Genomic DNA, 23,272 nt, shown 5'->3' with positions numbered 1-23,272 from the left:
CACCGCAGCGTAGGGGCCCTCGCGTCACTCGGGGGCGAGGTCCAGCACCATGAGCCGGCCGGCGGTGGTGGCACAGGCCAGCAGCGTGCCGGCGGCCCGGCAGCCGTATTCGCGCACCGGGTCGACGACCCCCAGCCGGGTCACCGCGCCGGTGCGGCCGTCCAGCCGGCTCACCGCCGTACGCCCGGCCGGCTCCCGGGTCGGGATCAGCGCGTAGGCCACGTCGGCGGGCTCGTCGGACCAGGCCGTCGTGCCGGTGCCGAGATCGGTGAGGACGCGCCCGGACCGGGCGTCGACGATGGTCCGCCGGGTGTCCTCGGTGCCGTCCTCGGTCGCCAGGACACCGGTGGCCAGGGTGTTCGCCCACCCGTTGCCGGCCCGCTGCCACAGCCGTTCGCCGGTGGCCAGGTCGCGGCCCGAGAGCGTCTCCTCGTTGACGCAGACGACCGGCGCGCAGTCGTAGAAGCCGTAGACCTGCGGGCCGTCGACGTGCCACCGCTCGCGCAGCGTCTCCGTGTCCCACGCGGTCAGGGTCGCCCGTTCCCCCACACTGGTACGGGTGAGCAGCGTGCCGCCGATGACGGTGAGGTCCGGCCGGCCGATGTCCGCGCCCATCCGGCGGACCCCCGGCAGGCGGCGGGACGTGATCATCGCGCCGGTGGTGAAGTCGCGGACCTCGACGTTCCCGGCGGTCGTCGCGCTGACCAGCCGCCCGGTGGGCGAACCGTCCGCGTAGTACCAGTCGTGCAGACCGGCGGCCGGGTGGGTCCACGCGGTGGTGCCGTCGCGGAGGTCCATGACGCGTACCGACCGGACGCTCTCGCCCTTGTCGTCCCACACGGCGACCAGCGCCAGCCCGTCGTGGACGAAGGACAGCTCGCCCGGGACCGCCCAGAGCTGCCGTCCGGTGCCGGCGTCGACGCCGACCGTCGAGCGGCTGATCATGCGGGTGGCCACGCTGTGGTCGCTCAGCTCGATCGTCACCGGTTCGTACGTGGCCGGCAGCACGATGACCCCGGACTCGACGGTGCTCAGGTCCACCGGCCGGGTCATCGGGTGGCTCCAGCGCAGGGCACCCGTACGCGCGTCGTAACTGCTGAGCCGGCGCCCCTCGCGAGGGTTGGTGAGGACGTGGACCGCGTCGCGCGAGATGATGAATCCGCTGCCCATGACGTCACCGGGAGCACCGCCCTCGAGGCCGATGCTCCACAACGGCAGGGGCGCGTGCGACCGGACCGGCGCCGAACCGGTGACCGTGAGCGCACAGAGGACCACGACAGTGGCCACCCCCAGCCGCGACAGCCGGGGGCGCCAGGGGCGTACGGGTGGCCCGGGGTCCTCGTCCGTGACGAGCCCGAGCTCGATGACGCTCATGGCGGCAGCCTAGAAGACCCGGCCCACGTCGGTGACCGTGAGCGTCTGCGGGCCGCCACAGGTGAGCACGTCACCGATGCTCTCGCAGGCGTACCCGGGAGCCGTGCCGATGCTGCCGCGGAGCAGGGTCTCACCGGTCCGGTCGTCCAGCTCGGCCACCGAGGTCCGGCCCGGCGGGTCCGCGGTCTCGTTCACCAGGTACCACGGGCCGGGCGTGCCCCGCACGGCGATGAGCCGGCCGGAGCCGATGTCGGCCAGCTGCCGGCCGGTGCGGGTGTCGATCATGATCCGCTCGGCCTCCTCGGTGCCGAGCTCGACGAGCAGCCGGTCGGCGGTGAGCTCCGTGGCGTACCCGTCGCCCCGGAGCCGCCAGAGCGCGGTCCCGGTGTCCCGGTCGTACCCGGTGATCCCGTTGCTCTGATTGCCGCACATGATCGTTCCGCAGCTGTAGAACCCGCCCCCGGTCGACGTCGCGTGCCATTTCTCGCGCAGCGTCTCGGTGTCGTGGACGGACACCCCGGCCAGGTCGCCCTCGGCACTGTGGATGTGGAAGGTGTGGCCGGTGACGGTCAGCACCGTGGAGTAGTCCGTCGCCTCCGGCCAGGGCACCCGGCCGTCGGCGACCAACCGGCCGTCGGCGAGGTCGTGCACCGACACCCGCCCGCCGTCGCGCACGACGACCACCCGGTCGGGGTCCCCGTCGTCGACGGCGACCCAGGTCCGCGGGCCGGGTTCGGACAGCGACCAGACCGTCGTGCCGTCGCGCAGGTCGATCACCCGTGCCGCCCGCACCGCGTCGCCCGGCTCGTTCCAGTCGACCAGTAACGCCCGGCCCTCGCGCGCGGCCAGGAACTCACCGGACCGGCGCCACAACCGGCGCCCGGTCGCCGTGTCGACGGCGACGAGGTCCGGGGCGAACTCCCGGATCCCGGTCTGGCCGTCGCCGAGGTCGTACTCCACTGTCGTGTTCCCGGTCGGCAGCAGCAGCACCCCGCTTGCGGCACGGTTGACCCACAACGCGTCGTCGAGCCCGGCGACGGTCCAGCGGATCGTGCCGGTGCGCTGCTCGTACGCGGTCAACCGGCGCCCACCGTCCGAGGAGAGCACGTAGACGCGGTCACCGAGCATGACGAACGAGTCGGTCTCGGCCCGGAACGCGACACTCCAGAGCTCGGTGAACGGGTGCGGCCGGGGTGGCACCGACCCGGAGATCGTGCACAGGCACACCACCAGGACGGTGGCGATCAGCAGCCGGGGATGCGGTCGCCAGGGCGCCGTGGGCGGCCGGCCGTCGTCGTCCCCGGTGACGAGCCCCAGCTCGATGACGGCCATGACCGCAGCGTAGGGCCGCCGGGCTAGGCGGGGGTCCGGTTGCCCGCGGCGGCGGCCAGGGCGCCGCTGAGGCTGCGCCGGTCCGGCCCGACCTCGGACCAGCCGGCCGCCAGCCCGATCGGGGTGCCGGGCACCAGCACCTGCCAGTTCTCGCCCGCCGCGGCGGCGCTGATCCGGCGGGACACCTCGCCGGCCTGGGTCGGCCCGGCGCCGGGGAGCACCACCACGAACTCGTCACCGGCGAACCGGGCCACGAAGTCACCGCGGCGCATGACCCGGCTCAGCACGCCGGCGATGCGCTGCAGCACCAGGTCGCCGCAGTGCCGGCCGTGCCGGGCGTTGACCTCGGTGAAGCCGATGAGGTCACAGACCCCGATGGCCGCGCGCTCGCCCCGGGCCAGCATCGTCGCCACGTACCGTTCGAGCTGGCGGCGGTTGGGCAGCCCGGTCAGCGGGTCGGTCAGGGTCTCGTCGCCGTAGCGGCCGGCGTCGCGGTGCGTCTCCTGGGCGTCGAGCCGGGCCGCGACCCCGTCCAGGTATCCGTCGCGGAGCCGGTCGATGCGCTGGGCGGCGAGCCGGAACGCATACCGGTCGGCGGTGTGCGCGGCCTCGTGCTCGCCGGCCACGGCATAACAGATGCTGCGTAACCGGGCGGGCTCGGCGGGACCGAGGATCTCGGGGGAGACCGGCACCGCGTCCAGTTTGCGCAGCGCCCGGGTGGGCCGGCCGGCGGCGATGTCCAGGCACACGCCGCCGAGGTGGCGCAGGTCCCGGGAACGCACGCTGTCACCGCCGCTGTTGAGCAGCGCGGCGACGTCGGTCTCGGGGGTCTCACCCAGCGCGGCCCGGCGGGCCAGGGCGTACCCGTAGACCGGGCGGGTGCTGGGCCGCAACCGGACGTCGGCGCCGGTGGCCACATAGCGGGTGAGCTCGGCGTCGATGTCGCGCAGCACCCGCAGGCAGCCGTCGGAGTCGCCCTGATGATCCAGCGAGACGGCGTTGCGCAGCCGGATGCCCGGGGCGGCGAACAGCTCGGGGGTCATCCCGGCCGCGGCGCCGACCTGGCGGGCCTGCTCGATCGCGGTCAGCGCGTGGCCGTGGAAGCCCAGGTAGGAGTAGGCCATCGCGAGGTCGTGCCAGCCCCACGCCGCCTCGGGACCGCCGTCGGGCACCGCGGCCAGCGCCCGGGAGGCCTGCACGAGGTGCGTGACGCCCCGGTCGAGTGCGCTCTGCAGGTGGGCCCCGAGCGCGGCGAACGCGTGCATCTGCCCGCGCAGGTACGGGTCGGAGGTCTCGTTGACGGCGTTGCTGGCCAGCGTCATGGCGGTGGCGAAATCGCCCATCCGGCCCAGGTTGATGAGCGAGCCGAAGCGTTGGACCAGTGCGTACGCCCTGGTCAGGGGGTCGGTGGTGATCTCGAGGACCTTGTCGAGGATCGGTAGCGCCTCGGCCGACCGGCCACCCTGCTGGAGATCGCCGGCGAGGCGCAGATCGTCGACACAGTCCGGTAGCTGGTCCAACCAGGTCATGAGACCGCCACGGCCATTCAGGCCCCTCCTGCCGACGACGCCCACTGAACGACGACGTCCATCGATCGACGACCCGGCCGGCCGCCGCCGCGATACGACGTCCCATGATTATGCCGTGACAGTCGCGCACGAACACCCCTCGGAGGGGACGGACCGGACTCGATTGGTGCCCGCGCTCGCGGCGGCCACCGCGCGGCTCGCCTCGGCGGGTGTCGCATCCCCCCGCGTCGATGCGGAGCTGCTCGTCGCGCACGTGCTCGGGGTCGGCCGGGGGCGGCTGCTCCTCATCGACACGGTCCGCGCCGATGAGCTGCGCCGATTCGAGGACCTGGTCGAGCGGCGGGCGGCCCGGGTGCCGTTGCAGCACCTGCTCGGGACCGCCGCTTTCCGGCATCTCGAGCTCGAGGTGGGAGACGGTGTCTTCGTGCCCCGGCCGGAGACCGAGCTGCTGGCCGGCTGGGGGGTCGAGCACACCGCGCCGGGTGCGACGGTGGTCGACCTGTGCAGCGGGAGCGGCGCGATCGCGCTGTCGGTCGCCCAGGAGGCGCGGCCCGCTCTGGTCGTCGCGGTGGAACGCTCGCCGCGGGCGCTGGCCTTCCTGCGCCGCAACGCGTCCGCCGTCCGCGTCGTCGAGGCGGACGTGACCGACCCGGACATCCTGCCCGACCTGCGCGGACAGGTGGACGTCGTGCTCTGCAACCCGCCGTACGTGCCGGACGGGACCGCGGTGCCGCCCGAGGTCGCCGACCACGACCCGGCCGAGGCGGTGTTCGGCGGCGCGGACGGCCTGGACGTGATCCGGCCGGTGATCCGGCTGGCCGCGGAGCTGCTGCGGGCCGGGGGAGTGGTCGGCATCGAGCACGACGACGTGCACGGCGCGGAGGTGCCCGAATTGCTGCGCGCGGACGGTCGTTTCACCGCGGTAACCGCCCATAACGACCTCACCGGCCGCCCACGATATGCGACGGCCCAACGCGTGTGAGCCGCGTCGCGGCCAGCGTGGCAGACTGCATCCTGTGATGCTCTACGACTGCCGTGCCGTGGCCGAGCGTGATCGCGGTATTGCCGCTGCCGTCGAGGCGGTCAAGAGCGGTGAACTCGTCGTCCTGCCCACCGACACCGTCTACGGCGTGGGTGCGGACGCGTTCACGCCGCATGCCGTCACCGCGCTGCAGACCGCCCGGGGCGTGGACCGCCGGGTCGCTCCGCCGGTGCTCGTCGGCTCCCGGCACACCCTGGACGGCCTGGTCTACTCGCTGCCCAAGGCCGCCCGGGAGCTGGCCGACGCGTTCTGGCCGGGGGCGCTGACGATCATCGTCGAGCACTCGCCCAGCCTGCAGTGGGACCTCGGCGAGACCGGCGGGCGGGTCGCCGTGCGGATGCCGCTGCACCCGGTCGCCCTCGAGGTGCTGCGCGAGGTCGGCCCGATGACAGTCACCACCGCGAACAAGATCGGGCAGGCCGCGCCGGTCACCGCCGAGGAGGCCCGCGACCAGCTGGAGTACGCGGTCCGGATCTATCTCGAGGCGGGGGTCGCGCATGATCCGGCCCCGAGCACGATCGTCGACGTGACCGGTGAGGTGCCCCGGGTGCTGCGCAACGGCGCGGTCCCGTGGGAGAAACTCAAGGACGTCGTCCCCGACATCCAGCCGGCGGTGTCCTGATCATGCCGTTCACCGTGCTGCACGTCTGTATGGGCAACATCTGCCGCTCGCCGATGGCCGAACGCCTGCTGGTCCTCGCCGCCCAGCAGCGACTCGGCAAGATCGACCCCGACACCGGCCTCGACGACGTGCTGATCAGCCGCAGCGCCGGCACCGGTGGCTGGCACGAGGGCGAGGAGATGAACCCGCCCGCGGCCCGGCAGATCCGGCTCCGCGGCGGCTCGGTCGACGGGTTCACCGCCCGCAAGCTGACCGGTGCGCACCTGGCCGAGGCCGATCTGGTGCTCACCGCGACGGCCGACCAGAGCGATTACGTGCACGCGCTGCTGCCCGGCGCCTCCGGGCGCACCTTCGTTCTCGGCCACCTGGCCCGGCTCCTGCGCGACCTGGACACCGCCGCCCTGCCGGCGTCGGCCCCCGGCCCGGAGGCGTTCGCCGCCCGCGCGGCCGCCCTCGTCAGCGCGGCCGACAAGCTGCGCGGCGACACGGAACCCCTGCCCGGCGACGACCTCGACGACCCGTGGGGCCGCGGCGACCAGACATTCCAGCGCATCGCCGACGACATCGAGGAGTCACTGTTCCCGCTGGTGGACACACTCCTGCCGGGAGCACCGAGGTCAGCGTGATCGTCACCCCCGACGCCGACGGCATCCGCCGCGCCGCCGATCTGCTGCGCGCCGGCTCCGTCGTCGCCTTCCCCACCGAGACCGTGTACGGCCTGGGCGCCGACGCCTTCAACGAGCGCGCGGTCGCCGAGATCTACCGGCTCAAGAACCGCCCGTCCTGGAACCCGCTGATCGTGCACGTCGCCGATGTCACCGCGGCCCGCGCGCTGGCCAGGACGTGGCCGGACATCGCCAACGAGCTCGCCGCCCAGTTCTGGCCCGGCCCGCTGACGCTCGTCCTGGAAAGTGCCACCCAGGGCACCATCGCCGTACGGGTGCCGGCCCACGAGGTCGCCCGCAACCTGCTCGACGCGTCCGGCCTGGCCCTGGCCGCGCCGAGCGCCAACCGCTCCGAGGGCATCTCGCCGACCACCGCCCAGCACGTGCTGCGCAGCCTGCCCGACGTGCCGATGGTGCTCGACGGCGGGCCGGCCACCTGGGGCATCGAGTCGACCGTGCTGGACGTGACCGGGGAGACGCCCCGGCTGCTGCGCCCGGGCGCGCTCGCGCTGCGCGACATCCGCGAGGTCACCGGCACGGTGGAGCTCCCGGACGAGGTCGTCGACGGCGCCGAGCGGCCCTCACCGGGCATGAGCAAACGCCACTACGCGCCCCGGGCCCGGCTGATCCTCACCGACGACGTGACGACCGTGCCGGACGCCGAGGAGCCGGTCGGCGTGCTCACCTACGAGACCGCGGACGTCCGCGGGGCCGAGATGCTCAGCGTCGACCCCCGCGAGTACGCCGCCGACCTGTACGCCGCCCTGCACCGCCTCGACGACCGGGGGGTCGCCACGATCATCGTGAAGACCCCGCCGGCGACCGAGGAGTGGATGGCCGTCCGGGACCGCCTGCACCGGGCGGCGGCTGCGTGAGCGCGCCCCGGGCGATGTTGCGGGCCATGCCGCTGAACACGATCCCGTGGAACGGCAGGACACTCGCCCAGTAGGCGTGCCCGGCCAGGCCCCTCGGCACGAACAGCGCCCGCTGGCGATAGACGCTCGTGTTGCCGGGGCCCGGTTCCGCGTACATCTCGAGCCAGGCCCGGCCCGGCACCTTCATCTCGGCGCGCAAGCGCAGCAGCTCCCCGGGTTTGATCTCCTCGACCCGCCAGAAGTCGAGCGCCTCACCGACGTAGAGGTGGTCCCGGTCGCGCCGCCCCCGGCGCAGGCCGACGCCGCCGACCAGCCGGTCCAGCCACCCGCGCACCGCCCAGGCCAGCGGGAACGAATACCAGCCGTTGTCGCCGCCGACCCCCTCGATGACCCGCCACAACGCGTCTACCGGCGCGTCCACCTCGATGCGGCGCTCGTCCTTGTAGATCGTGCCGCCGGTCCAGGACGGATCGGTCGGCATCGGCTCGGCGGCGGCGTCGCGGCCGGACGCGTTCGTCCACCGGGTCTCCACCTCGTCGTCGCGGATCTTGCCCAGCGCCAGCCGGACCGCCTCGTCGAAACCGAGCAGATCACCGTCCGGCACGTACTCCGCGATGTCGTGCTCGTGCGTGATCGCCTCGTGGATCAGGCTGGCGACCAGCGGCCGGGCGATCGAGTTGGGCACCGGGGTGATCGCGCCGACCCAGTGCGCCGACAGCCACGGGCTCAGCGGCCGCAACGGCACGACTACCCGCCGCCGCAGGCTCGCGACCTGCGCATACCGCTGCATCATCGCACCGTACGTGAGCACATCCCGCCCGCCGATGTCGAACCCGCGGTTGAGCTCGGCGGGCAGGTCGGCGGCCGCGATGAGATAGCGCAGCACGTCCCGTACGGCGATCGGCTGGATCCGGTTCTTCACCCACCGCGGCGTCACCATCACCGGCAGCCGCTCGGTCAGATACCGCAGCATCTCGAACGACGCCGACCCGGAACCGATGATCACCGGAGCCCGCAGCACGACGGTCGGGACGCCGCTCTCCAGCAGGATCTTCGCCACCTCGGCGCGCGACCTCAGATGAGCCGACGGCTTCTCCTCCGGCGGCGGCTCCGGACCGCCGAGATAAACAATTCTTTTGACCCCTTTGCCGTACGCGGCCCGGGCGAAATTCGTGGCCGCCTCCCGATCCAGGCGCTCGAAATCGCGCTGTCCGAGCGAATGCACCAGAAAATAGGCGACATCCACCCCGTCCAATGCGGCCTCGAGCGACGCGGGATCGGACAGATCGCCCTCGACGATCTCCGCCTGAGGTGCCCAGGGCACATCCCGCAGCCGGCCGGCGCTGCGGGAAAGAGCGCGCACTTCGTGACCCGCGGCCATCAACCGCGGTGCGAGACGCCCACCGATATAACCGGTGGCGCCGGTGACCAGACAACGCATAGTCCCTGTGTGCCCGCAGGCGAGCCATCTGATGCCGGAGGTAGCGAGAATTTTTCGACCAACCGTGCACGGCTCCAGATCCGGGATCTTGGCCGGGGCCAGCAGCTTCGTTGCGGTGACAGAATATGGTGGCTGCGGGTGAGGGGGTGTGGGTCTGTGGTGCAGCTCATCCAGTCGGCCTGTTTGACTTCGTTCAGGGTGCCGGTTAAATAGTTCTTGGTTCGTCCTATCGGCGTGGTACCTCCGGCGACCCTAGTCAAATTGACCGATCCGTGTTGCAATGGAGTCGTGCGGATGTCACTGCAATCTAAGGGGATTCAGAACGTCACGGACACGTTAAGTCTCTTTCGACGCAAGCAGCCACCGTGATGCCTGCTGCGCATGCGCAGCGTCGGTCCAGCGGTGGCTGCTTGCGATCCTGCGGTCTTGAGCATGTCGTCGTCGCAGATCAGACGTATTTACATGTCGGCCCGCGGCGCCGCTCAAGTCCAACAAGATTTGCTGATGGCTTAGGTCAACAGACCGTCGCGCCGGTCGCATAAGGGCTGAGGGGTGCACCCGTCCTGAATGCCCTCGTTGTGCCGGCGCCGATGTCTGCGCAGGAAGAATCAGGCCAGTTCGGAACTGTGGCCCGGGCGTTAATGGTGGAGCCGCAAACGTTCTTGACATCCGCGTACTTGGTTGTTCCCGACGTGTAAACCCTTACCAGGCTGGCACAACCAGCAGCCTGGGCCGGCGCTGGGCTCGCGGCGACCAGTCCTGTAGCGATGAGAAAACCTGCTCCGGTAGTTGCCAAGATCTTTTTAACGAACACGGATTCTCTTGCCTCATTTCCCGTTAGCGAACTTCCTTTCAACAAGCTGTCACGGGTTCATCTCACATGCAAGTAGGTCAATAGAGTGACTAAAGTCACTGTTGACAGATGCTCAAGGCGAATGGCGTGTTGGGTGGGGTTCCGAATCGTCCATTTGATGTTGACAATGGCGCTTCTTCTTGTTTGACTCAGCTGACCGGAGGTCGGTCTTTGTGTCATGCACGGCTGTTGAACACGTTTTCTATTTAGCTGCCTTGAATCTGGATCCCTGGTCGCGATGCGGTGGTGTGCGACTGGAGCTTCCTGTATTGCTGCGGGTGGGAATCCATACCGGTAGGATGCCTCAGTGTGGAATTGGTTGAATCCGCCCACGGTCGGCGTGGCAGTTCTTCCTTCAGCGCTCCGGCAGCAGGCAGCCGATAGGTTGCCGTTTACGGCCTTGAGTGGAACGCCATGGCTTACCATCCAGGCCTCTTAGGAAACTTGAGCAGGTAACCCGGGCTCCCGGGCTGGGTGCTAGTGCTTGTTGAAGAACCCTCAATGTTGCTGGCCATGCCGTGAGGTGCCGTGCATGCACAACTTCGCAGGGTTAGTAGCGGAATGAGGCGCGGTGTCCTCGATTACCGATTTTTCGTGTAGGTATGGATGCATGCCCGCGCGAGCCTTCGCTGAACCTTGAAAACGCACCGGCAGGAGTGCTAGGCCATATGCTTTGACCTGGCAGCGTCGCCGAGGTGAGGAAGGCGCCATGGACACGTTCTGGGGACCTGACTTCGACGCACTGCGCCGCGAGGATCCCGAGATCGCCGAGGTGGTGCTCAACGAACTCGATCGCCAGCGCGGCGGCCTGCAGTTGATCGCGAGCGAGAATTTCACCTCGCCGGCCGTGCTGGCCGTGCTGGGATCCACGCTCGCCAACAAGTACGCCGAGGGCTACCCGGGTCAGCGCTACTACGGGGGCTGCGCCGAGGTCGACCGGGCCGAGGAACTCGGCATCGCGCGGGCCAAGGACCTGTTCGGCGCCGAACATGTCAACCTGCAACCGCACTCCGGCGCCTCGGCGAACATGGCGGCGTACGCGGCGCTCGTGCAGCCCGGCGACACCGTGCTCGCGATGGACCTGCCGCACGGCGGGCACCTCACCCACGGCAGCAAGGTCAACTTCTCCGGGAAGTGGTTCCACACCGTCGGCTACCGGGTCCGCCAGGACACCGAGCTGATCGACTACGACGAGGTACGCGACCTGGCCCTCGCCCACCGGCCCGCGCTGGTGATCTGCGGGGCGACGTCATACCCCCGGCTCATCGACTTCAAGGCGTTCCGGGACATCGCCGACGAGGTCGGGGCTTACCTGATGGTCGACGCCGCCCATTTCATCGGGCTGGTCGCGGGGCGGGCGGTGCCGTCGCCCGTACCGCATGCGGACGTTGTCTCCTGCACCACGCACAAGGTCCTGCGCGGCCCCCGCGGCGGCATGCTGCTGTGCCGCGAACCGCTCGCCGCGCGCATCGACAAGGCCGTCTTCCCGTTCACCCAGGGTGGGCCGTTGATGCACGCCGTCGCCGCGAAAGCGGTCGCGCTGCGCGAGGCGGCCCTGCCCGAATTCCAGTGGTACGCCCATCAGGTGGTCAAGAACAGTCAGGCGCTCGCCGCCGGGCTGGCCGCCGAGGGCATGCGTCCCGTCACCGGCGGCACCGACACCCACCTGGCCCTGGCCGACCTGACCGACCTCGGCGTGACCGGCCGCGACGCCGAGACCCGCTGCGAACAGGCCGGGATCATGCTGAACAAGAACGCGATCCCGTTCGACCCGGAAAAGGCGTCGGTGGCCTCCGGCATCCGGGTCGGCACCCCCAGCGTCACCACCCAGGGCCTGCGCGAAGGCGAGATGCGCCAGATCGCCGGCCTGATCGCCGCCGCCGTCCGCGCCGGCCCGGCCCAGCTCCGCGAGATCGCCACCGCGGTGTCGGCGCTGGTCTCGGAGTTCCCGGCGTACCCGCTACCGAGCCCCGACCTCGTGGACGTCTGACTTCTCCCGGTCCCGGCGCTCCGCCAGCAGGCTCGTGGTGGTGACGGTCGCGAGCGTGACCACGATGAACAGCAACGACAGCGGCGTCGGCACCTCGGGCAGACCCGGCCACACCGTGTGTGCCCAGTGCAGCACCAGCTTCACCCCGATGAACGCCAGGATGATGCCCAGGCCGTAGTTCAGGTGCCGCAGCTTGCCCAGCACGTTGCGCAGCACAAAATACAAGGCCCGCAACCCGAGCAGGGCGAACATGTTGGTCGCGAACACGATGTACGGGTCGTCGGTCACGCCGTACACCGCCGGCACCGAATCCACCGCGAACACGATGTCGGTCATGAACACCGCGACCACGACCAGCGCCATCGGGGTCAGCACGCGCCGGCCCTTCTCCCGGATGCTCAGGCTGGCACCGTGATACTTCGAGGTGACCGGCATCAACCGGCGCATCAGCCGCACGCTGCGCATCTCGTCGATCGAAACCGACTGCTCCTCGTGACTGCCGGCCTCTCGCAGCACCTTCACCGCGGTCAGCAGCAGAATCCCGCCGAACAACAGGAACGCCCAGCTCCCGGCACTGATCACCGCGGCACCGAGCGCGATGAAAATGCCCCGCAGCACCAGGGCGCCGATGATGCCGTACAGCAGGACCCGCTGGGCGAGCTCTTTCGGCACGGCGAACGCGGCGAGCAGCAACATGAAGACGAAGAGGTTGTCCACCGACAGCGACTTCTCGACGACCCAGCCGGTGAAGAAGTCCACGGCCGGGCCACCGCCGTACAGCGGCCACAGCAGAAGGCCGAAAGCCACCGGCAGGGCAAGGTAGAAGACCGTCCACCCGACGGCTTCCTTCATCGGCACATCATGAGGACGGCGGGTGATGAAGAAATCGAGGGCCAGCAGGCCGATCAGAACGGCGATGGTGATGCCCCACAACAACGGGGACCCGATCGATTCAATCTGGTTCAAAATCGCTCCTCAGACGCACGTCATCGTCTGAGGTCTCCCTCACCTGACGGCTCACACTGTCAGGTGTCGTCCGGGGACCTTATGAAAGGTCCGTACTGACCGGAGCGATCTTGGCGAGGTACTCCCCTCACGGCCAACCTAGGCCGCGACACTGAACACTTCCTGGGAATCCACCACGACGATTGCCTGGGCGTCTCTGCCGGGCCGGCCTATTTGCTCCGGGCGGGAGGCTTTCGTGCTCGCCGCCTCGATCGGCCTGCTGCTCGCCGCTGATCGCGATGCTGATCAGCGGCGCTGCCTTACGGTCCGGCCCGGCTCCGGGCCCTGGCCATTCCATCCCGGCCGGGCTGAACCCGGGGCGTATTCTTCACCCTGCCCGCCGACCCGTTCCGGGCTGTTTTGTGCCGCCCGGCACTGCTTGACGAGGAGCACTGTTGAGTTCCGCCCCCGAGACCCACCCGTTCTCTCCGAGGTCCGCTGCACCGAGTTCGCCCTCACCGAGTTCGCCTTCATCGAGTTCGCCCTCACCGGGCTTGCCCGCAAGCGGGTCGGCCGAGGCCGGCCCGGACCAGGCCGTCCGACCCGCCGCTGAGGCCGCTTCTTCCGTGGCGGCGCCTTCTTCCGGTGCGGCCGGGGAGGTGCCCGGCTCTCCCGACGAACGTCTTGCCGCGGCCCGTGCGGCCAAGGCTCGGCTGACCTCACACCGAGACCAGGAGACTGACGCCCAGCAGTCCGCCGTGCAGGGGGCCGGGGCGCAACTGCCCGACGGTCCGCGGTCTGAGGCCCGGCCGATGGCGAGCCGGCTCAAGCACCTTCCGCTTCCGCTGGCGGTCTCCGGTGGCCTGCTTGTCGTCGCCGCGGTCGCGGGGTGGTTCACCGCTGGTTCCGCGGGGCTGATCGGTGGCGCCGGTGGGGTCGCGGTGGTTGCCGGCGGTTACGCGCTGTCGAGTGTCGCGGTCGCGTGGGCCGACTCCGTGCTGCCGAAAATGGTGATGACGGTCGGGCTCGCGACGTACCTGTTCAAGTTCAGTCTGCTCGGCCTGGTCATTTTCGCCGTGCCGCGGGGCTGGGCAGGCATTCCGGCCATGGCGGTGGCCATGGTGGTGTCGGTGGTCGCGTGGCTGGGTGCCCAGGTCTGGTGGACGGTGCGGGCCGAGGTCCCGCAGGTGACGTACCACTTGGAGCCGGGCTATCGACCCTACGATGATGAACACGAAGAGTAAGCTGTTCATCCCTTCGAGTCCTTTTTTTGACACCCCCGGTTTCAGGTATCCAACGGTGGCCGTGCGGGAGTACCGTTGACCCCGCGCATTCAGTCGCCGTTCACGTGGGACCCGCACAACGTGGTTGTGCTGGGGGGTGAACGCTAGCCATCTGCTGTCGGCTGATATTCTTCGCCGTGCCATGGCCGGTGACCCAAAATCTGAAGATCCCGCTCCGCCCGAAGACGGTGCCGACGCAGGATGGACAGCTGTCGGTTATCTGCTGGGCGGCATGATCGTGTGGGGCGGCGCCGGCTGGTTGGTCGACCGCTGGCTCGATCTCTCATTTCCCGCCGGCCTGCTGGTCGGCCTGATCGGCGGCGGTGCCGCCGGGGTCTATCTGATCGTGAAGAGGCTGGGAGCCTGATTCGGCCCCGACCGACGGAGGATGCGTGTTGACTGAGTCGCCAACGGTGCTTGCTTCGGAGTTCCCTCCGGGAGTTGAGAGCTTTGACTACAAGAGCCTCATTCCCAGCTTTGTAGGGGATTTCTGGGAGCCGGCCTTCACCAAGATCGCGCTGCTCACCTGGCTGACCGTCGCGATCCTCATCATCTTCTTCCTGGTTGCGTACAGGAAGCCCCAGATCGTCCCGACCAAGGGTCAGTGGATGGCGGAGTCCATCTACGGCATGGTGCGTAACAACATCGCCGTGGATGTCATCGGTAAGGAAGGCGTCCGTTTCGCCCCCTACCTCGCCTCGCTGTTCGTGTTCATCCTGATGAACAACCTGTGGGGCATCATCCCGCTCGCGCAGATCTCGCCGGCTTCGCACATCGCCTACCCGATCGCGCTGGCCGCCTTCACCTACGTGGTCTACATCTACGCGGGTGTTCGCAAGCAGGGCCTGGGCAAGTACATCAAGAACAGCATCTGGGTCTCCGGCGCACCGCTCTGGGTGCAGCCGATCCTGGTGCCGATCGAGTTCTTCCAGGTCGCGATCCTGCGTCCCGCGACGCTGGCGATCCGGCTCTTCGCCAACATGTTCGCGGGTCACATGATCCTGCTGGTCTTCACCCTCGGTGGCCTCGCGCTCTTCGAATCCACCACGGTGGCACTCAAGCCGGTCGCGTTCCTCAGCTGGGGTATGGCGATCGTGATGACCCTCTTCGAGTTGTTCATCCTGGCGCTGCAGGCGTACGTCTTCACGCTGCTGACCGCCACGTACCTGCAGAGCTCGGTTTCGGAAGCGCACTGATACAAGCTCCGTAAATCGCTCCACCAGTTTTCACAAGTGAATAAGTCGACTACCTATGACGTGCGCGTGAGTGTCACGCGTTCAACGCAGGAGGAATTCCAATGTCGTACCTGGCCGAAATTTCCGGCAACGTCAGTGTCATCGGCTACGGCATCGCTGCCCTCGGCCCGGGCATCGGCGTGGGTCTCGTCTTCGCCGCCTACATCCAGGCGACTGCCCGTCAGCCGGAGAGCGCCAGCCTGACCCGCGTCTACATGTTCATGGGCTTCGCCGTCATCGAGGCGCTCGCCCTGCTCGGCCTCGTTGTCGCCTTCGCGCTCAACGGCTGATCTTCGTCGTCTGGCTGACCTCGGGTCCGGCCATCAATGGCCGGTCACCGGCGAAGGGGATTGTTTATGTTTGTAGCAGCTGAAGAGGGTGGCGGGGGCGGACAGCTCCTCATCCCGCCGGTAGCTGAAATCATCGTCGGCGTTGTCGCGTTCGGCGTCGTCCTGTTCATCCTCGCCAAGTTCGTCTTCCCGCGGATGGAACTCATGTTCCAGGCCCGCGTCGAGGCGATCGAGGGTGGCATCGCCAAGGCCGAGGCAGCTCAGGCCGAGGCCAACCAGCTCCTCGAGCAGTACAAGGCGCAGCTGGCCGAGGCGCGTACCGAGGCCGCTCGGATCCGTGACGAGGCTCGTGCCGACGCGGAGGGCATCCGTCAGGATGTGCTCGCCAAGGCCCGGGAGGAGTCGGACCGGATCATCGAGGCCGGCAACCAGCAGCTCGCCGCCCAGCGCGAGAGCATCGTTCGGGAACTGCGCTCCGAGGTGGGCACGCTCGCGGTCGACCTGGCCAGCAAGATCGTCGGCGAGTCGCTCGCTGACGAGGCTCGTAGCCGGGGCACCGTGGACCGCTTCATCAACGAGCTCAGCGCCGGCACGGGCGGACGCTGATGGCGGCCGTCAACCGCGAGGCGTACGCCGCGGCCGCGGAGAAGTTGACCGCGGATTCGGCGTCCGTCACCGCCGCTCAGCTGGCCACCATCGCCGATGAGATCCTGGCGGTGGCACGGCTCCTGCGTGGCGAGCCGGGTCTGCGTCGCGCGCTGACCGACCCTTCGCGGTCGGGCGACGAGCGGGCCGCGCTGCTGCGGTCGCTCATCGTGGGCAAGCTGAGCGTCATCACGGTCGACACCCTCGGCGTGCTGGTCTCCGGTCGCTGGTCGCGGCCGTCCGACCTGCTCGACGCGACCGAGCGGCTCGCGGTCGACACCGTGCTCGCCGCGGCGGACCGGGACGGCAAGCTGGCCGAGGTCGAGGACGAGCTGTTCCGTTTCGGGCAGGTCGTCTCGGGCAACGGTGGCCTGTCGGTCACGCTCAGTGACTCGGGTGCTCCGGTCGAGCGCCGGGCTAAGCTGGTGGAGGACCTGCTGAAGGGCAAGTCCGAAACGGCGACGGTCCAGCTGGTCAAGGTCGCCCTCGAGGGCTTCGGTGGCCGCAACTTCGACGCCGCCCTGAGCAAGCTGGTCGAGCTGACCGCCGAGAAGCGGGACCGCGAGGTCGCGTACGTCACTTCCGCCCGGTTGCTCGACGACGCCGAGGAGCAGCGGCTCGCCGCCAAGCTCTCCGGCATCTACGGCCGCCAGGTCTCGCTGAAGGTCGAAGTCAAGCCGAGCGTGCTCGGTGGCCTCAGCGTCCGGGTCGGCTCCGACCTCTATGACGGCACGATCCTGCGGCGTCTGCAACAAGCCCGCCAGGCGATCGCTAATTAGTCCACATCCCCTCGGCGGCGGCGACGCTTCCGAAAGCCCTCGGGCGCGGCGACGCCCCGAGCCGAATAGAGAAGGCAGAGGATGGCCGAGCTGACCATCTCCTCGGACGAGATCCGGGGGGCGCTAGAGCGCTACGTCTCGTCCTACACGCCCGAGGTCTCCCGTGAGGAGGTCGGCATCGTCTCCGATGCGGGCGACGGGATTGCACATGTCGAGGGCCTGCCCTCGACCCAGGCGAACGAACTCCTCGAGTTCGAGGACGGCACCCTCGGTGTCGCCCTGAACCTCGATGTCCGCGAGATCGGTGTCGTCGTCCTGGGCGACTTCGCCAGCATCGAAGAGGGCCAGCAGGTCAAGCGCACCGGCCGCGTCCTCTCCGTGCCGGTCGGTGACGCCTACCTCGGCCGCGTGGTCGACGCTCTGGGCAACCCGATCGACGACCGTGGCGAGATCGCGAGCGAAGGCTTCCGCGAGCTCGAGCTGCAGGCGCCGAACGTCATGGCGCGGCAGCCGGTGAAGCAGCCGCTGCACACCGGCATCAAGGCGATCGACGCCATGACGCCGATCGGCCGCGGCCAGCGCCAGCTGATCATCGGTGACCGCAAGACCGGTAAGACCACGGTCGCGCTCGACACGATCATCAACCAGCGCGCCAACTGGGAGTCCGGTGACCCGGACAAGCAGGTTCGCTGCATCTACGTCGCGATCGGCCAGAAGGCCTCCACCATCGCCAGCATCCGCGGGACGCTGGAGGCGCAGGGTGCCCTGGAGTACACGACCATCGTGGCCTCCCCGGCGTCCGACCCGGCCGGCTTCAAGTACATCGCCCCCTACACCGGTTCGTCCATCGGACAGCACTGGATGTACGCGGGCAAGCACGTCCTGATCGTGTTCGACGACCTGACGAAGCAGGCCGAGGCCTACCGCGCCGTGTCGCTGCTGCTCCGTCGCCCGCCGGGCCGTGAGGCGTACCCGGGTGATGTCTTCTACCTGCACAGCCGCCTGCTGGAGCGTTGCGCCAAGCTCTCCAACGAGCTGGGTGCGGGTTCGATGACGGGTCTGCCCATCATCGAGACGAAGGCCGGCGACATCTCGGCCTACATCCCGACCAACGTCATCTCGATCACCGACGGCCAGATCTTCCTCGAGGGCGACCTGTTCGCCTCCGGTGTGCGTCCGGCCATCAACGTCGGCACCTCGGTGTCGCGGGTCGGTGGCTCCGCGCAGGTCGGCGGTATGCGTCAGGTCTCCGGCCGGCTGCGCCTCGACCTCGCCCAGTTCCGTGAGCTGGAGGCCTTCTCGGCCTTCGCCTCCGACCTGGACCGGGCGTCGCGGGCTCAGCTCGACAAGGGCGTGCGCCTGGTCGAGCTGCTCAAGCAGCCGCAGTACTCCCCGCTGTCCTCGGGCGAGCAGATCATCGTGATCTGGGCCGGCACCACCGGTCAGCTCGACGACGTCGAGGTCGGTGACGTGAAGCGGTTCGAGGGTGAGTTCCTCGACTGGTTCAAGCGCAACCGCAGCGACGCCTTCACGACCATCGCGGCCGGCGGCAAGCTGTCCGACGAGACGGTCGACCTGCTCAAGAAGGCCGTCGTCGAGTTCAAGCAGGGCTTCACGCCCGGCGCGTCCGGCGAGATCAACGAGACCCCGGCGGAGCCGCTCGCCGACGGTGCTCAGGCTCGCGAGACCGTGACCCGCGAGGTTCGTCCCTCGTCGGCCGAGAGCTGATCCATGGCCGGTCAGGTACAGGCCCTCCGGCGGCGGATCAAGACCGTCCGGTCGACCAAGAAGATCGCCAAGGCTCAGGAACTGGTCGCCACCAGCCGCATCGCCAAGGCTCAGGAGCGGGTCAACGCTTCCAGGCCGTACGCGGAAGCGATCACCCAGGTGCTGACGGCCCTCGCGTCCAACGCGTCGGTCGACAACCCGCTGCTGCAGCCGCGTGAGCGGGTGCGGCGGGCGGGTGTCCTGCTGATCACCAGCGACCGCGGCCTGGCCGGCGCCTACAACGCCAACGCGATCCGGACCGCCGAGCAGCTGATGGCACGGCTGCGGGCGGACGGCAAGGACGTTGTGCTGTACGTCGTCGGCCGCAAGGGCGTCGGCTACTACCGGTTCCGCAACCGCCCGATCGAGACCAGCTGGACCGGCTTCTCCGAGCGTCCGACGTTCCAGGACGCCCGGACGATCGGCGAGTCCCTGCTGGACGCGTTCGTCGCGGGTGCGGATGACACCGACACCAGCCACGGTCCGGACGGCATCCAGGGCGTCGACGAGCTGCACATCGTCAGCACCCAGTTCAAGTCGCTCATGACCCAGGCCCCGCAGGCGCGCTTCCTGGCGCCCATGCAGGTCGAGGAGACCGAGCGCGAGCCCGGGCTGCGTCCGGCCTACGAGTTCGAGCCGGAGGCCGAGGAGCTTCTCGAGGCCCTGCTGCCGAAGTACCTGTACACGCGGATCTACGCCGCGTTGCTGGACTCGGCGGCGAGTGAGTCGGCGTCTCGGCGCCGGGCCATGAAGAGCGCCTCGGACAACGCGGACGACCTGCTCAAGCGGTACACGCGCGAGATGAACTCCGCGCGGCAGGCTTCGATCACCCAGGAAATCAGTGAAATCGTCGGCGGCGTCGAGGCGCTGTCCACGTCGGGAAGTGATGTGTGATGACTGCAGTTGCTGAGCCCACCAAGACGGAGACCGGCGTCGGCCGTGTCGTCCGGGTCATCGGCCCGGTCGTCGACGCCGAGTTCCCGCGGGAAGCCATGCCCGCGATCTTCAACGCGCTGCACGTCGACGTGACCCTCTCCGAGGGCACCAAGACGCTGACCCTCGAGGTCGCCCAGCACCTGGGTGACAACGTGATCCGGGCCATCTCGATGCAGCCGACCGACGGCCTCGTCCGGGGTGCCCCGGTCAGCGACACCGGCGCGGCGATCTCGGTGCCCGTCGGTGACGTGACCAAGGGCCACGTCTTCAACGCCCTCGGTGAGGTGCTCAACGTCGACCCGTCGACGCTGAACATCACCGAGCGCTGGCCGATCCACCGCAAGGCCCCGGCCTTCGCGGACCTCGAGCCGAAGACCGAGATGCTGGAGACCGGCATCAAGGTGATCGACCTGCTCGCCCCGTACGTGCGTGGTGGCAAGATCGGTCTGTTCGGCGGCGCGGGCGTGGGCAAGACGGTGCTCATCCAGGAGATGATCATCCGGGTTGCCCGCAACTTCGGTGGTACGTCGGTGTTCGCCGGCGTGGGTGAGCGCACCCGCGAGGGCAACGACCTCATCCTGGAGATGGACGAGGGTGGCGTGCTCGACAAGACCGCGCTGGTCTTCGGCCAGATGGACGAGCCGCCGGGCACCCGCCTGCGGGTCGCCCTGACCGCCCTGACCATGGCGGAGTACTTCCGGGACGTCATGAACCAGGAGGTGCTGCTCTTCATCGACAACATCTTCCGGTTCACGCAGGCCGGTTCCGAGGTCTCCACCCTGCTCGGCCGCATGCCGTCCGCCGTGGGTTACCAGCCCACCCTGGCGGACGAGATGGGTCAGCTCCAGGAGCGGATCACCTCGGTCAAGGGCAAGGCGATCACCTCGCTGCAGGCGATCTACGTGCCCGCCGACGACTACACCGACCCGGCGCCGGCGACCACGTTCGCCCACCTGGACGCGACGACGAACCTCGAGCGGTCGATCTCCGACAAGGGCATCTACCCCGCCGTGGACCCGCTGGCCTCCAGCTCGCGGATCCTGGCGCCCGAGTTCGTCGGTGCCGAGCACTACGCGGTCGCCCGTGAGGTGCAGCGGATCCTGCAGAAGTACAAGGACCTGCAGGACATCATCGCGATCCTCGGTATGGACGAGCTCTCCGAGGAGGACAAGGTCACGGTGCAGCGGGCCCGCCGCATCGAGCGTTTCCTCTCGCAGAACACGTACGCCGCCGAGCAGTTCACCGGTGTCGCCGGCTCGACGGTCCCGCTCAAGGAGACCATCGAGGCGTTCAAGAAGATCGCCGAGGGCGAGTACGACTCGTTCCCGGAGCAGGCCTTCTTCATGTGTGGCGGTCTCGAGGACCTCGAGAAGAACGCGCACGAGCTCATGAAGGGCTGATTGACCCACAGCAATGTGAAGGCCGTGCTGACTCTTTGTCAGCACGGCCTTTCGCTTTGTCACGGCCGTTTCCTGCAGACCGTTATGTCCGTTTGTTTCCGCAGTAACGGTCAACCTGGACGCGAAGAATTCTTCGATAGTTCGGATACTCTTGTCCGTGCTTACGGCCGAGCCCTGCGATCATGGCCCCTTTGGTCGCGGGTGAATCCGATCGACGATGGTTGGGGAGCGAGTGGCAAAGCGCGGCAAAACCAGGCCGAAATGGCGTTCCCCGTTGTGGGCACGCCTCTGCGCCATCGTCGGCTGCGTGCTGATGGTGCTCGGCGGTGGCGCTCTGGTCACGACCCAGGTGCTCGTCGCGCGCTACGCGGGTGCGGTGGAGACCAAGGACCTCTTCGGTGAGGGCGAGAGCGGCTCCAAGGCCGAGGTCAGTGACATCAAGGGCCCGTTGAACATCCTGCTCGTCGGCATCGACCCGCGGGACACGAACACCGCGCCGCTGTCCGACTCGATCATCGTCGTGCACATTCCCAAAGGGCTCGGCCAGGCGCAGATCTTCTCCATCCCCCGCGACCTGCGCGTGGAGATCCCGGCCTTCTCCAAGACCGGATTCCAGGGCGGCACCGCAAAGATCAACGCCGCTATGTCGTACGGGAGCAGCGTCGGCAATGGCAAGCACGATGTGGCCCAGGGTTTCGAACTGCTGGCCAAGACGGTCTCGAAGCTCACCGGCATCAAGGAGTTCGACGCCGGCGCGATCCTGAACTTCAACGGCTTCAAGGACATCGTCGAGGCGATGGACGGCGTGACGATGAAGATCGACCAGGTCGTGAAGTCCGAGCACCTCCAGCCCAACGGCAAGGCCCGCCCGCGCCGCCCCGAGTGCGCCGACAACTCGTGCGAGCACCCGTACATCGGGCCGCAGAAGACGTACAAGAAGGGCACCTACCACCTGGAGGCCTGGGAGGCGCTCGACTACGTGCGGCAGCGCTACGGCCTGCCCCGCAGCGACTACGACCGGCAGCGGCACCAGCAGCAGTTCATCAAGGCCATGGCCGAGCAGGCGCTGAGCAAGAACGTGGTGACCAACCCGATCAAGCTCGACCAGATCCTCCGCGCGGCCGGCGACGCCCTCATCTTCGACGGCAACGGCCACAACATCGTCGACTGGGGTCTCGCCCTGCGCGGTGTCGCGGGCGGCGACATGACCCTGGTGAAGCTCCCCGGCAAGTCCCTGTTCGTCCCCGGCACCAAGCAGTACCTGGGCGAAGGCCTCGAGGATTCGGCCGGCGACTTCTTCGCCTCGGTCAAGGACGACACCATCTCGACCTTCCTTATCGACCACCCGGAGTTCCTCCAGGAGCTCTGACAGCTGCCCGACAGTGGCGGTCACCACCCGGAGCACCGGCGTGTCATCCGGCCGTTTAGACTTCACCCCATCGGACAAGGGCTCTAGCAGGGCTCCTGTCCTACCAGCTTGACAAGGAGAGAGCGTGGCAAACCAGCTGCACGTCCAGGTCGTCGCCGTCGAGGAACGCATCTGGTCCGGCGATGCCGAGATGCTCGTCGCCCGCACCACCGAGGGCGAGATCGGCGTCCTGCCGGGTCACTCCCCGCTCCTGGGCCTGCTCAAGGAGCCCTCCCAGGTGCGCGTGAAACTCCAGGGCGGTGAGCAGCTCACCTACGACGTGACCGGTGGCTTCATCTCCATCGACGCCAACGGCGTCACGGTCCTCGCCGAGAGCGCCACCCCGGCGCAGCCCGCGACCGCCACCGCGCACTGACATAACACGATGCGGATTCTGGAGATCATCGGAATCTGCTTCGGCACGCTGCTCGTCGTCCTCTTCGCGGTGCTGCTCCGGACCCGCCTGCTGATGCTCAGCGGCGGGACCATCCGCCTCCAGGTCAGGGTCACGACCCTGGTCCCCGGTCGCGGCTGGTCCACTGGAATCGGCCGCTTCGCGGGCGACGAGCTGCGTATCTACCGCATGTTCAGCTTCGCCTTCCGCCCCAAGCGCGTGCTCGACCGCCGCCACCTGGGCGTCCAGCAGCGCCGCCTGCCTGAGGGCCCGGAACGCCTCAACATGCCCGGCCACTGGGTCATCCTCCTGTGCCGCCAGCACGGCGAGGACATCGAGATCGCCATGGCCGAGTCGACGGTCACCGGGTTCCTCTCCTGGCTCGAGGCCGGCCCCCCGGGCCAGCCCGGCAGTGTGGCCCCCCGCCCCACCATCGACCCCCGCCCCGCCGAAAACTAACCGCGGCT

The 23,272-nt window shown here is 68.8% G+C and carries 22 protein-coding genes; 17 read left to right on the top strand and 5 right to left on the bottom strand.

The window, feature by feature from the left end:
- Positions 1–24: 24 nt before the first annotated feature.
- Genes ACIA6A_RS05080 through ACIA6A_RS05070 form a run of 3 tightly spaced genes read right to left on the bottom strand, consistent with a single transcriptional unit; the run spans position 25 to position 4,235 of the window.
- Positions 25–1,374, bottom strand: coding sequence for a hypothetical protein (locus ACIA6A_RS05080; protein WP_396096081.1), 1,350 nt, complete (start codon positions 1,372–1,374; stop codon positions 25–27).
- 9 nt (positions 1,375–1,383) lie between these two features.
- Complete coding sequence (locus ACIA6A_RS05075) at positions 1,384–2,706, bottom strand: PQQ-binding-like beta-propeller repeat protein (RefSeq protein ID WP_396096080.1); 1,323 nt, start codon at positions 2,704–2,706, stop codon at positions 1,384–1,386.
- Between the two features lie 23 nt (positions 2,707–2,729).
- Positions 2,730–4,235: a diguanylate cyclase domain-containing protein gene (locus ACIA6A_RS05070; protein WP_396096079.1), complete on the bottom strand. Its 1,506-nt coding sequence runs from the start codon at positions 4,233–4,235 to the stop codon at positions 2,730–2,732.
- A gap of 115 nt (positions 4,236–4,350) precedes the next feature.
- Here ACIA6A_RS05070 and prmC point away from each other — a divergent pair, with 115 nt between their 5' ends.
- From prmC to ACIA6A_RS05050, 4 genes are read left to right on the top strand one after another with little or no spacing between them, the layout of a single operon-like run.
- Entirely contained in the window at positions 4,351–5,217 is an 867-nt protein-coding gene (prmC, locus tag ACIA6A_RS05065; RefSeq protein ID WP_396096078.1) for a peptide chain release factor N(5)-glutamine methyltransferase, read from the top strand.
- Positions 5,218–5,254: 37 nt separating this feature from the next.
- Complete coding sequence (locus ACIA6A_RS05060; protein WP_396096459.1) at positions 5,255–5,899, top strand: L-threonylcarbamoyladenylate synthase; 645 nt, start codon at positions 5,255–5,257, stop codon at positions 5,897–5,899.
- The gene (locus ACIA6A_RS05055) at positions 5,899–6,525 is read left to right on the top strand and encodes a phosphotyrosine protein phosphatase (protein WP_396096458.1); all 627 of its coding nucleotides are present in this window, start codon (positions 5,899–5,901) and stop codon (positions 6,523–6,525) included. Before ACIA6A_RS05060 ends, ACIA6A_RS05055 begins: the two co-directional genes overlap by 1 nt.
- Positions 6,522–7,439 carry an L-threonylcarbamoyladenylate synthase gene (locus ACIA6A_RS05050; protein ID WP_396096077.1) on the top strand — a complete coding sequence of 306 codons (918 nt, stop codon included), beginning with the start codon at positions 6,522–6,524 and terminating at the stop codon, positions 7,437–7,439. The genes ACIA6A_RS05055 and ACIA6A_RS05050 overlap by 4 nt, the downstream gene beginning before the upstream one ends.
- Here the strand turns inward: ACIA6A_RS05050 and ACIA6A_RS05045 are convergent.
- Positions 7,363–8,880 (bottom strand): SDR family oxidoreductase, encoded by a 1,518-nt coding sequence (locus tag ACIA6A_RS05045; RefSeq protein ID WP_396096076.1) that lies wholly within the window; start codon positions 8,878–8,880, stop codon positions 7,363–7,365. The two genes, ACIA6A_RS05050 and ACIA6A_RS05045, sit on opposite strands and share 77 nt — an antisense overlap.
- A 1,562-nt stretch (positions 8,881–10,442) precedes the next feature.
- On the opposite strand from ACIA6A_RS05045, the gene glyA reads away from it, so the two are divergent.
- A complete protein-coding gene (gene glyA / locus ACIA6A_RS05040) occupies positions 10,443–11,723 on the top strand; it encodes a serine hydroxymethyltransferase (protein ID WP_396096075.1) in 1,281 nt (426 codons plus the stop codon).
- On the opposite strand, the gene ACIA6A_RS05035 is transcribed toward glyA, so the two are convergent.
- A complete protein-coding gene (locus ACIA6A_RS05035) occupies positions 11,694–12,689 on the bottom strand; it encodes a TerC/Alx family metal homeostasis membrane protein (protein WP_396096074.1) in 996 nt (331 codons plus the stop codon). The genes glyA and ACIA6A_RS05035 overlap by 30 nt on opposite strands.
- A 791-nt stretch (positions 12,690–13,480) precedes the next feature.
- Between ACIA6A_RS05035 and ACIA6A_RS05030 the strand changes: the two genes are divergently transcribed.
- From ACIA6A_RS05030 to ACIA6A_RS04975, 12 genes are all read left to right on the top strand, one after another.
- Positions 13,481–13,912, top strand: coding sequence for a hypothetical protein (locus ACIA6A_RS05030; protein WP_396096073.1), 432 nt, complete (start codon positions 13,481–13,483; stop codon positions 13,910–13,912).
- 136 nt (positions 13,913–14,048) lie between these two features.
- Positions 14,049–14,318 (top strand): hypothetical protein, encoded by a 270-nt coding sequence (locus ACIA6A_RS05025; protein ID WP_396096072.1) that lies wholly within the window; start codon positions 14,049–14,051, stop codon positions 14,316–14,318.
- 25 nt (positions 14,319–14,343) lie between these two features.
- A complete protein-coding gene (gene atpB / locus ACIA6A_RS05020) occupies positions 14,344–15,147 on the top strand; it encodes a F0F1 ATP synthase subunit A (protein ID WP_396096071.1) in 804 nt (267 codons plus the stop codon).
- Positions 15,148–15,248: 101 nt separating this feature from the next.
- A complete protein-coding gene (atpE, locus tag ACIA6A_RS05015; RefSeq protein ID WP_396096070.1) occupies positions 15,249–15,476 on the top strand; it encodes an ATP synthase F0 subunit C in 228 nt (75 codons plus the stop codon).
- Between the two features lie 66 nt (positions 15,477–15,542).
- Entirely contained in the window at positions 15,543–16,082 is a 540-nt protein-coding gene (locus tag ACIA6A_RS05010) for a F0F1 ATP synthase subunit B (protein ID WP_396096069.1), read from the top strand.
- Entirely contained in the window at positions 16,079–16,900 is an 822-nt protein-coding gene (locus tag ACIA6A_RS05005; protein WP_396096456.1) for a F0F1 ATP synthase subunit delta, read from the top strand. Before ACIA6A_RS05010 ends, ACIA6A_RS05005 begins: the two co-directional genes overlap by 4 nt.
- 81 nt (positions 16,901–16,981) lie before the next feature.
- Complete coding sequence (gene atpA / locus ACIA6A_RS05000; RefSeq protein ID WP_396096068.1) at positions 16,982–18,628, top strand: F0F1 ATP synthase subunit alpha; 1,647 nt, start codon at positions 16,982–16,984, stop codon at positions 18,626–18,628.
- A 3-nt stretch (positions 18,629–18,631) separates the two neighbouring features.
- Positions 18,632–19,561, top strand: a complete 930-nt coding sequence (locus ACIA6A_RS04995; protein ID WP_396096067.1) for a F0F1 ATP synthase subunit gamma — start codon at positions 18,632–18,634, stop codon at positions 19,559–19,561.
- Positions 19,561–21,003, top strand: a complete 1,443-nt coding sequence (gene atpD / locus ACIA6A_RS04990; protein ID WP_396096066.1) for a F0F1 ATP synthase subunit beta — start codon at positions 19,561–19,563, stop codon at positions 21,001–21,003. The genes ACIA6A_RS04995 and atpD overlap by 1 nt, the downstream gene beginning before the upstream one ends.
- A 217-nt stretch (positions 21,004–21,220) precedes the next feature.
- Complete coding sequence (locus ACIA6A_RS04985; protein WP_396096065.1) at positions 21,221–22,372, top strand: LCP family protein; 1,152 nt, start codon at positions 21,221–21,223, stop codon at positions 22,370–22,372.
- A gap of 124 nt (positions 22,373–22,496) precedes the next feature.
- Positions 22,497–22,787 (top strand): F0F1 ATP synthase subunit epsilon, encoded by a 291-nt coding sequence (locus tag ACIA6A_RS04980; protein ID WP_396096064.1) that lies wholly within the window; start codon positions 22,497–22,499, stop codon positions 22,785–22,787.
- Between the two features lie 9 nt (positions 22,788–22,796).
- A complete protein-coding gene (locus ACIA6A_RS04975) occupies positions 22,797–23,264 on the top strand; it encodes a DUF2550 domain-containing protein (protein ID WP_396096063.1) in 468 nt (155 codons plus the stop codon).
- Positions 23,265–23,272: the final 8 nt, after the last annotated feature.

It is taken from the genome of Actinoplanes sp. NPDC051494, from assembly GCF_044454705.1.
Lineage (GTDB): Bacteria > Actinomycetota > Actinomycetes > Mycobacteriales > Micromonosporaceae > Actinoplanes.
This window is presented reverse-complemented; position numbering and strand designations above follow the sequence as displayed.

Coding starts and splice junctions, on each gene's coding strand:
- ACIA6A_RS05080 (WP_396096081.1), bottom strand. CDS start 1,374: ATGAGCGTCATCGAGCTCGGGCTCGTCACGGACGAGGACCCCGGGCCA.
- ACIA6A_RS05075 (WP_396096080.1), bottom strand. CDS start 2,706: ATGGCCGTCATCGAGCTGGGGCTCGTCACCGGGGACGACGACGGCCGG.
- ACIA6A_RS05070 (WP_396096079.1), bottom strand. CDS start 4,235: ATGACCTGGTTGGACCAGCTACCGGACTGTGTCGACGATCTGCGCCTC.
- ACIA6A_RS05060 (WP_396096459.1), top strand. CDS start 5,255: ATGCTCTACGACTGCCGTGCCGTGGCCGAGCGTGATCGCGGTATTGCC.
- ACIA6A_RS05045 (WP_396096076.1), bottom strand. CDS start 8,880: ATGCGTTGTCTGGTCACCGGCGCCACCGGTTATATCGGTGGGCGTCTC.
- glyA (WP_396096075.1), top strand. CDS start 10,443: ATGGACACGTTCTGGGGACCTGACTTCGACGCACTGCGCCGCGAGGAT.
- ACIA6A_RS05030 (WP_396096073.1), top strand. CDS start 13,481: ATGGCGAGCCGGCTCAAGCACCTTCCGCTTCCGCTGGCGGTCTCCGGT.
- atpE (WP_396096070.1), top strand. CDS start 15,249: ATGTCGTACCTGGCCGAAATTTCCGGCAACGTCAGTGTCATCGGCTAC.
- ACIA6A_RS05010 (WP_396096069.1), top strand. CDS start 15,543: ATGTTTGTAGCAGCTGAAGAGGGTGGCGGGGGCGGACAGCTCCTCATC.
- atpA (WP_396096068.1), top strand. CDS start 16,982: ATGGCCGAGCTGACCATCTCCTCGGACGAGATCCGGGGGGCGCTAGAG.
- ACIA6A_RS04995 (WP_396096067.1), top strand. CDS start 18,632: ATGGCCGGTCAGGTACAGGCCCTCCGGCGGCGGATCAAGACCGTCCGG.
- atpD (WP_396096066.1), top strand. CDS start 19,561: ATGACTGCAGTTGCTGAGCCCACCAAGACGGAGACCGGCGTCGGCCGT.
- ACIA6A_RS04985 (WP_396096065.1), top strand. CDS start 21,221: ATGGTTGGGGAGCGAGTGGCAAAGCGCGGCAAAACCAGGCCGAAATGG.
- ACIA6A_RS04975 (WP_396096063.1), top strand. CDS start 22,797: ATGCGGATTCTGGAGATCATCGGAATCTGCTTCGGCACGCTGCTCGTC.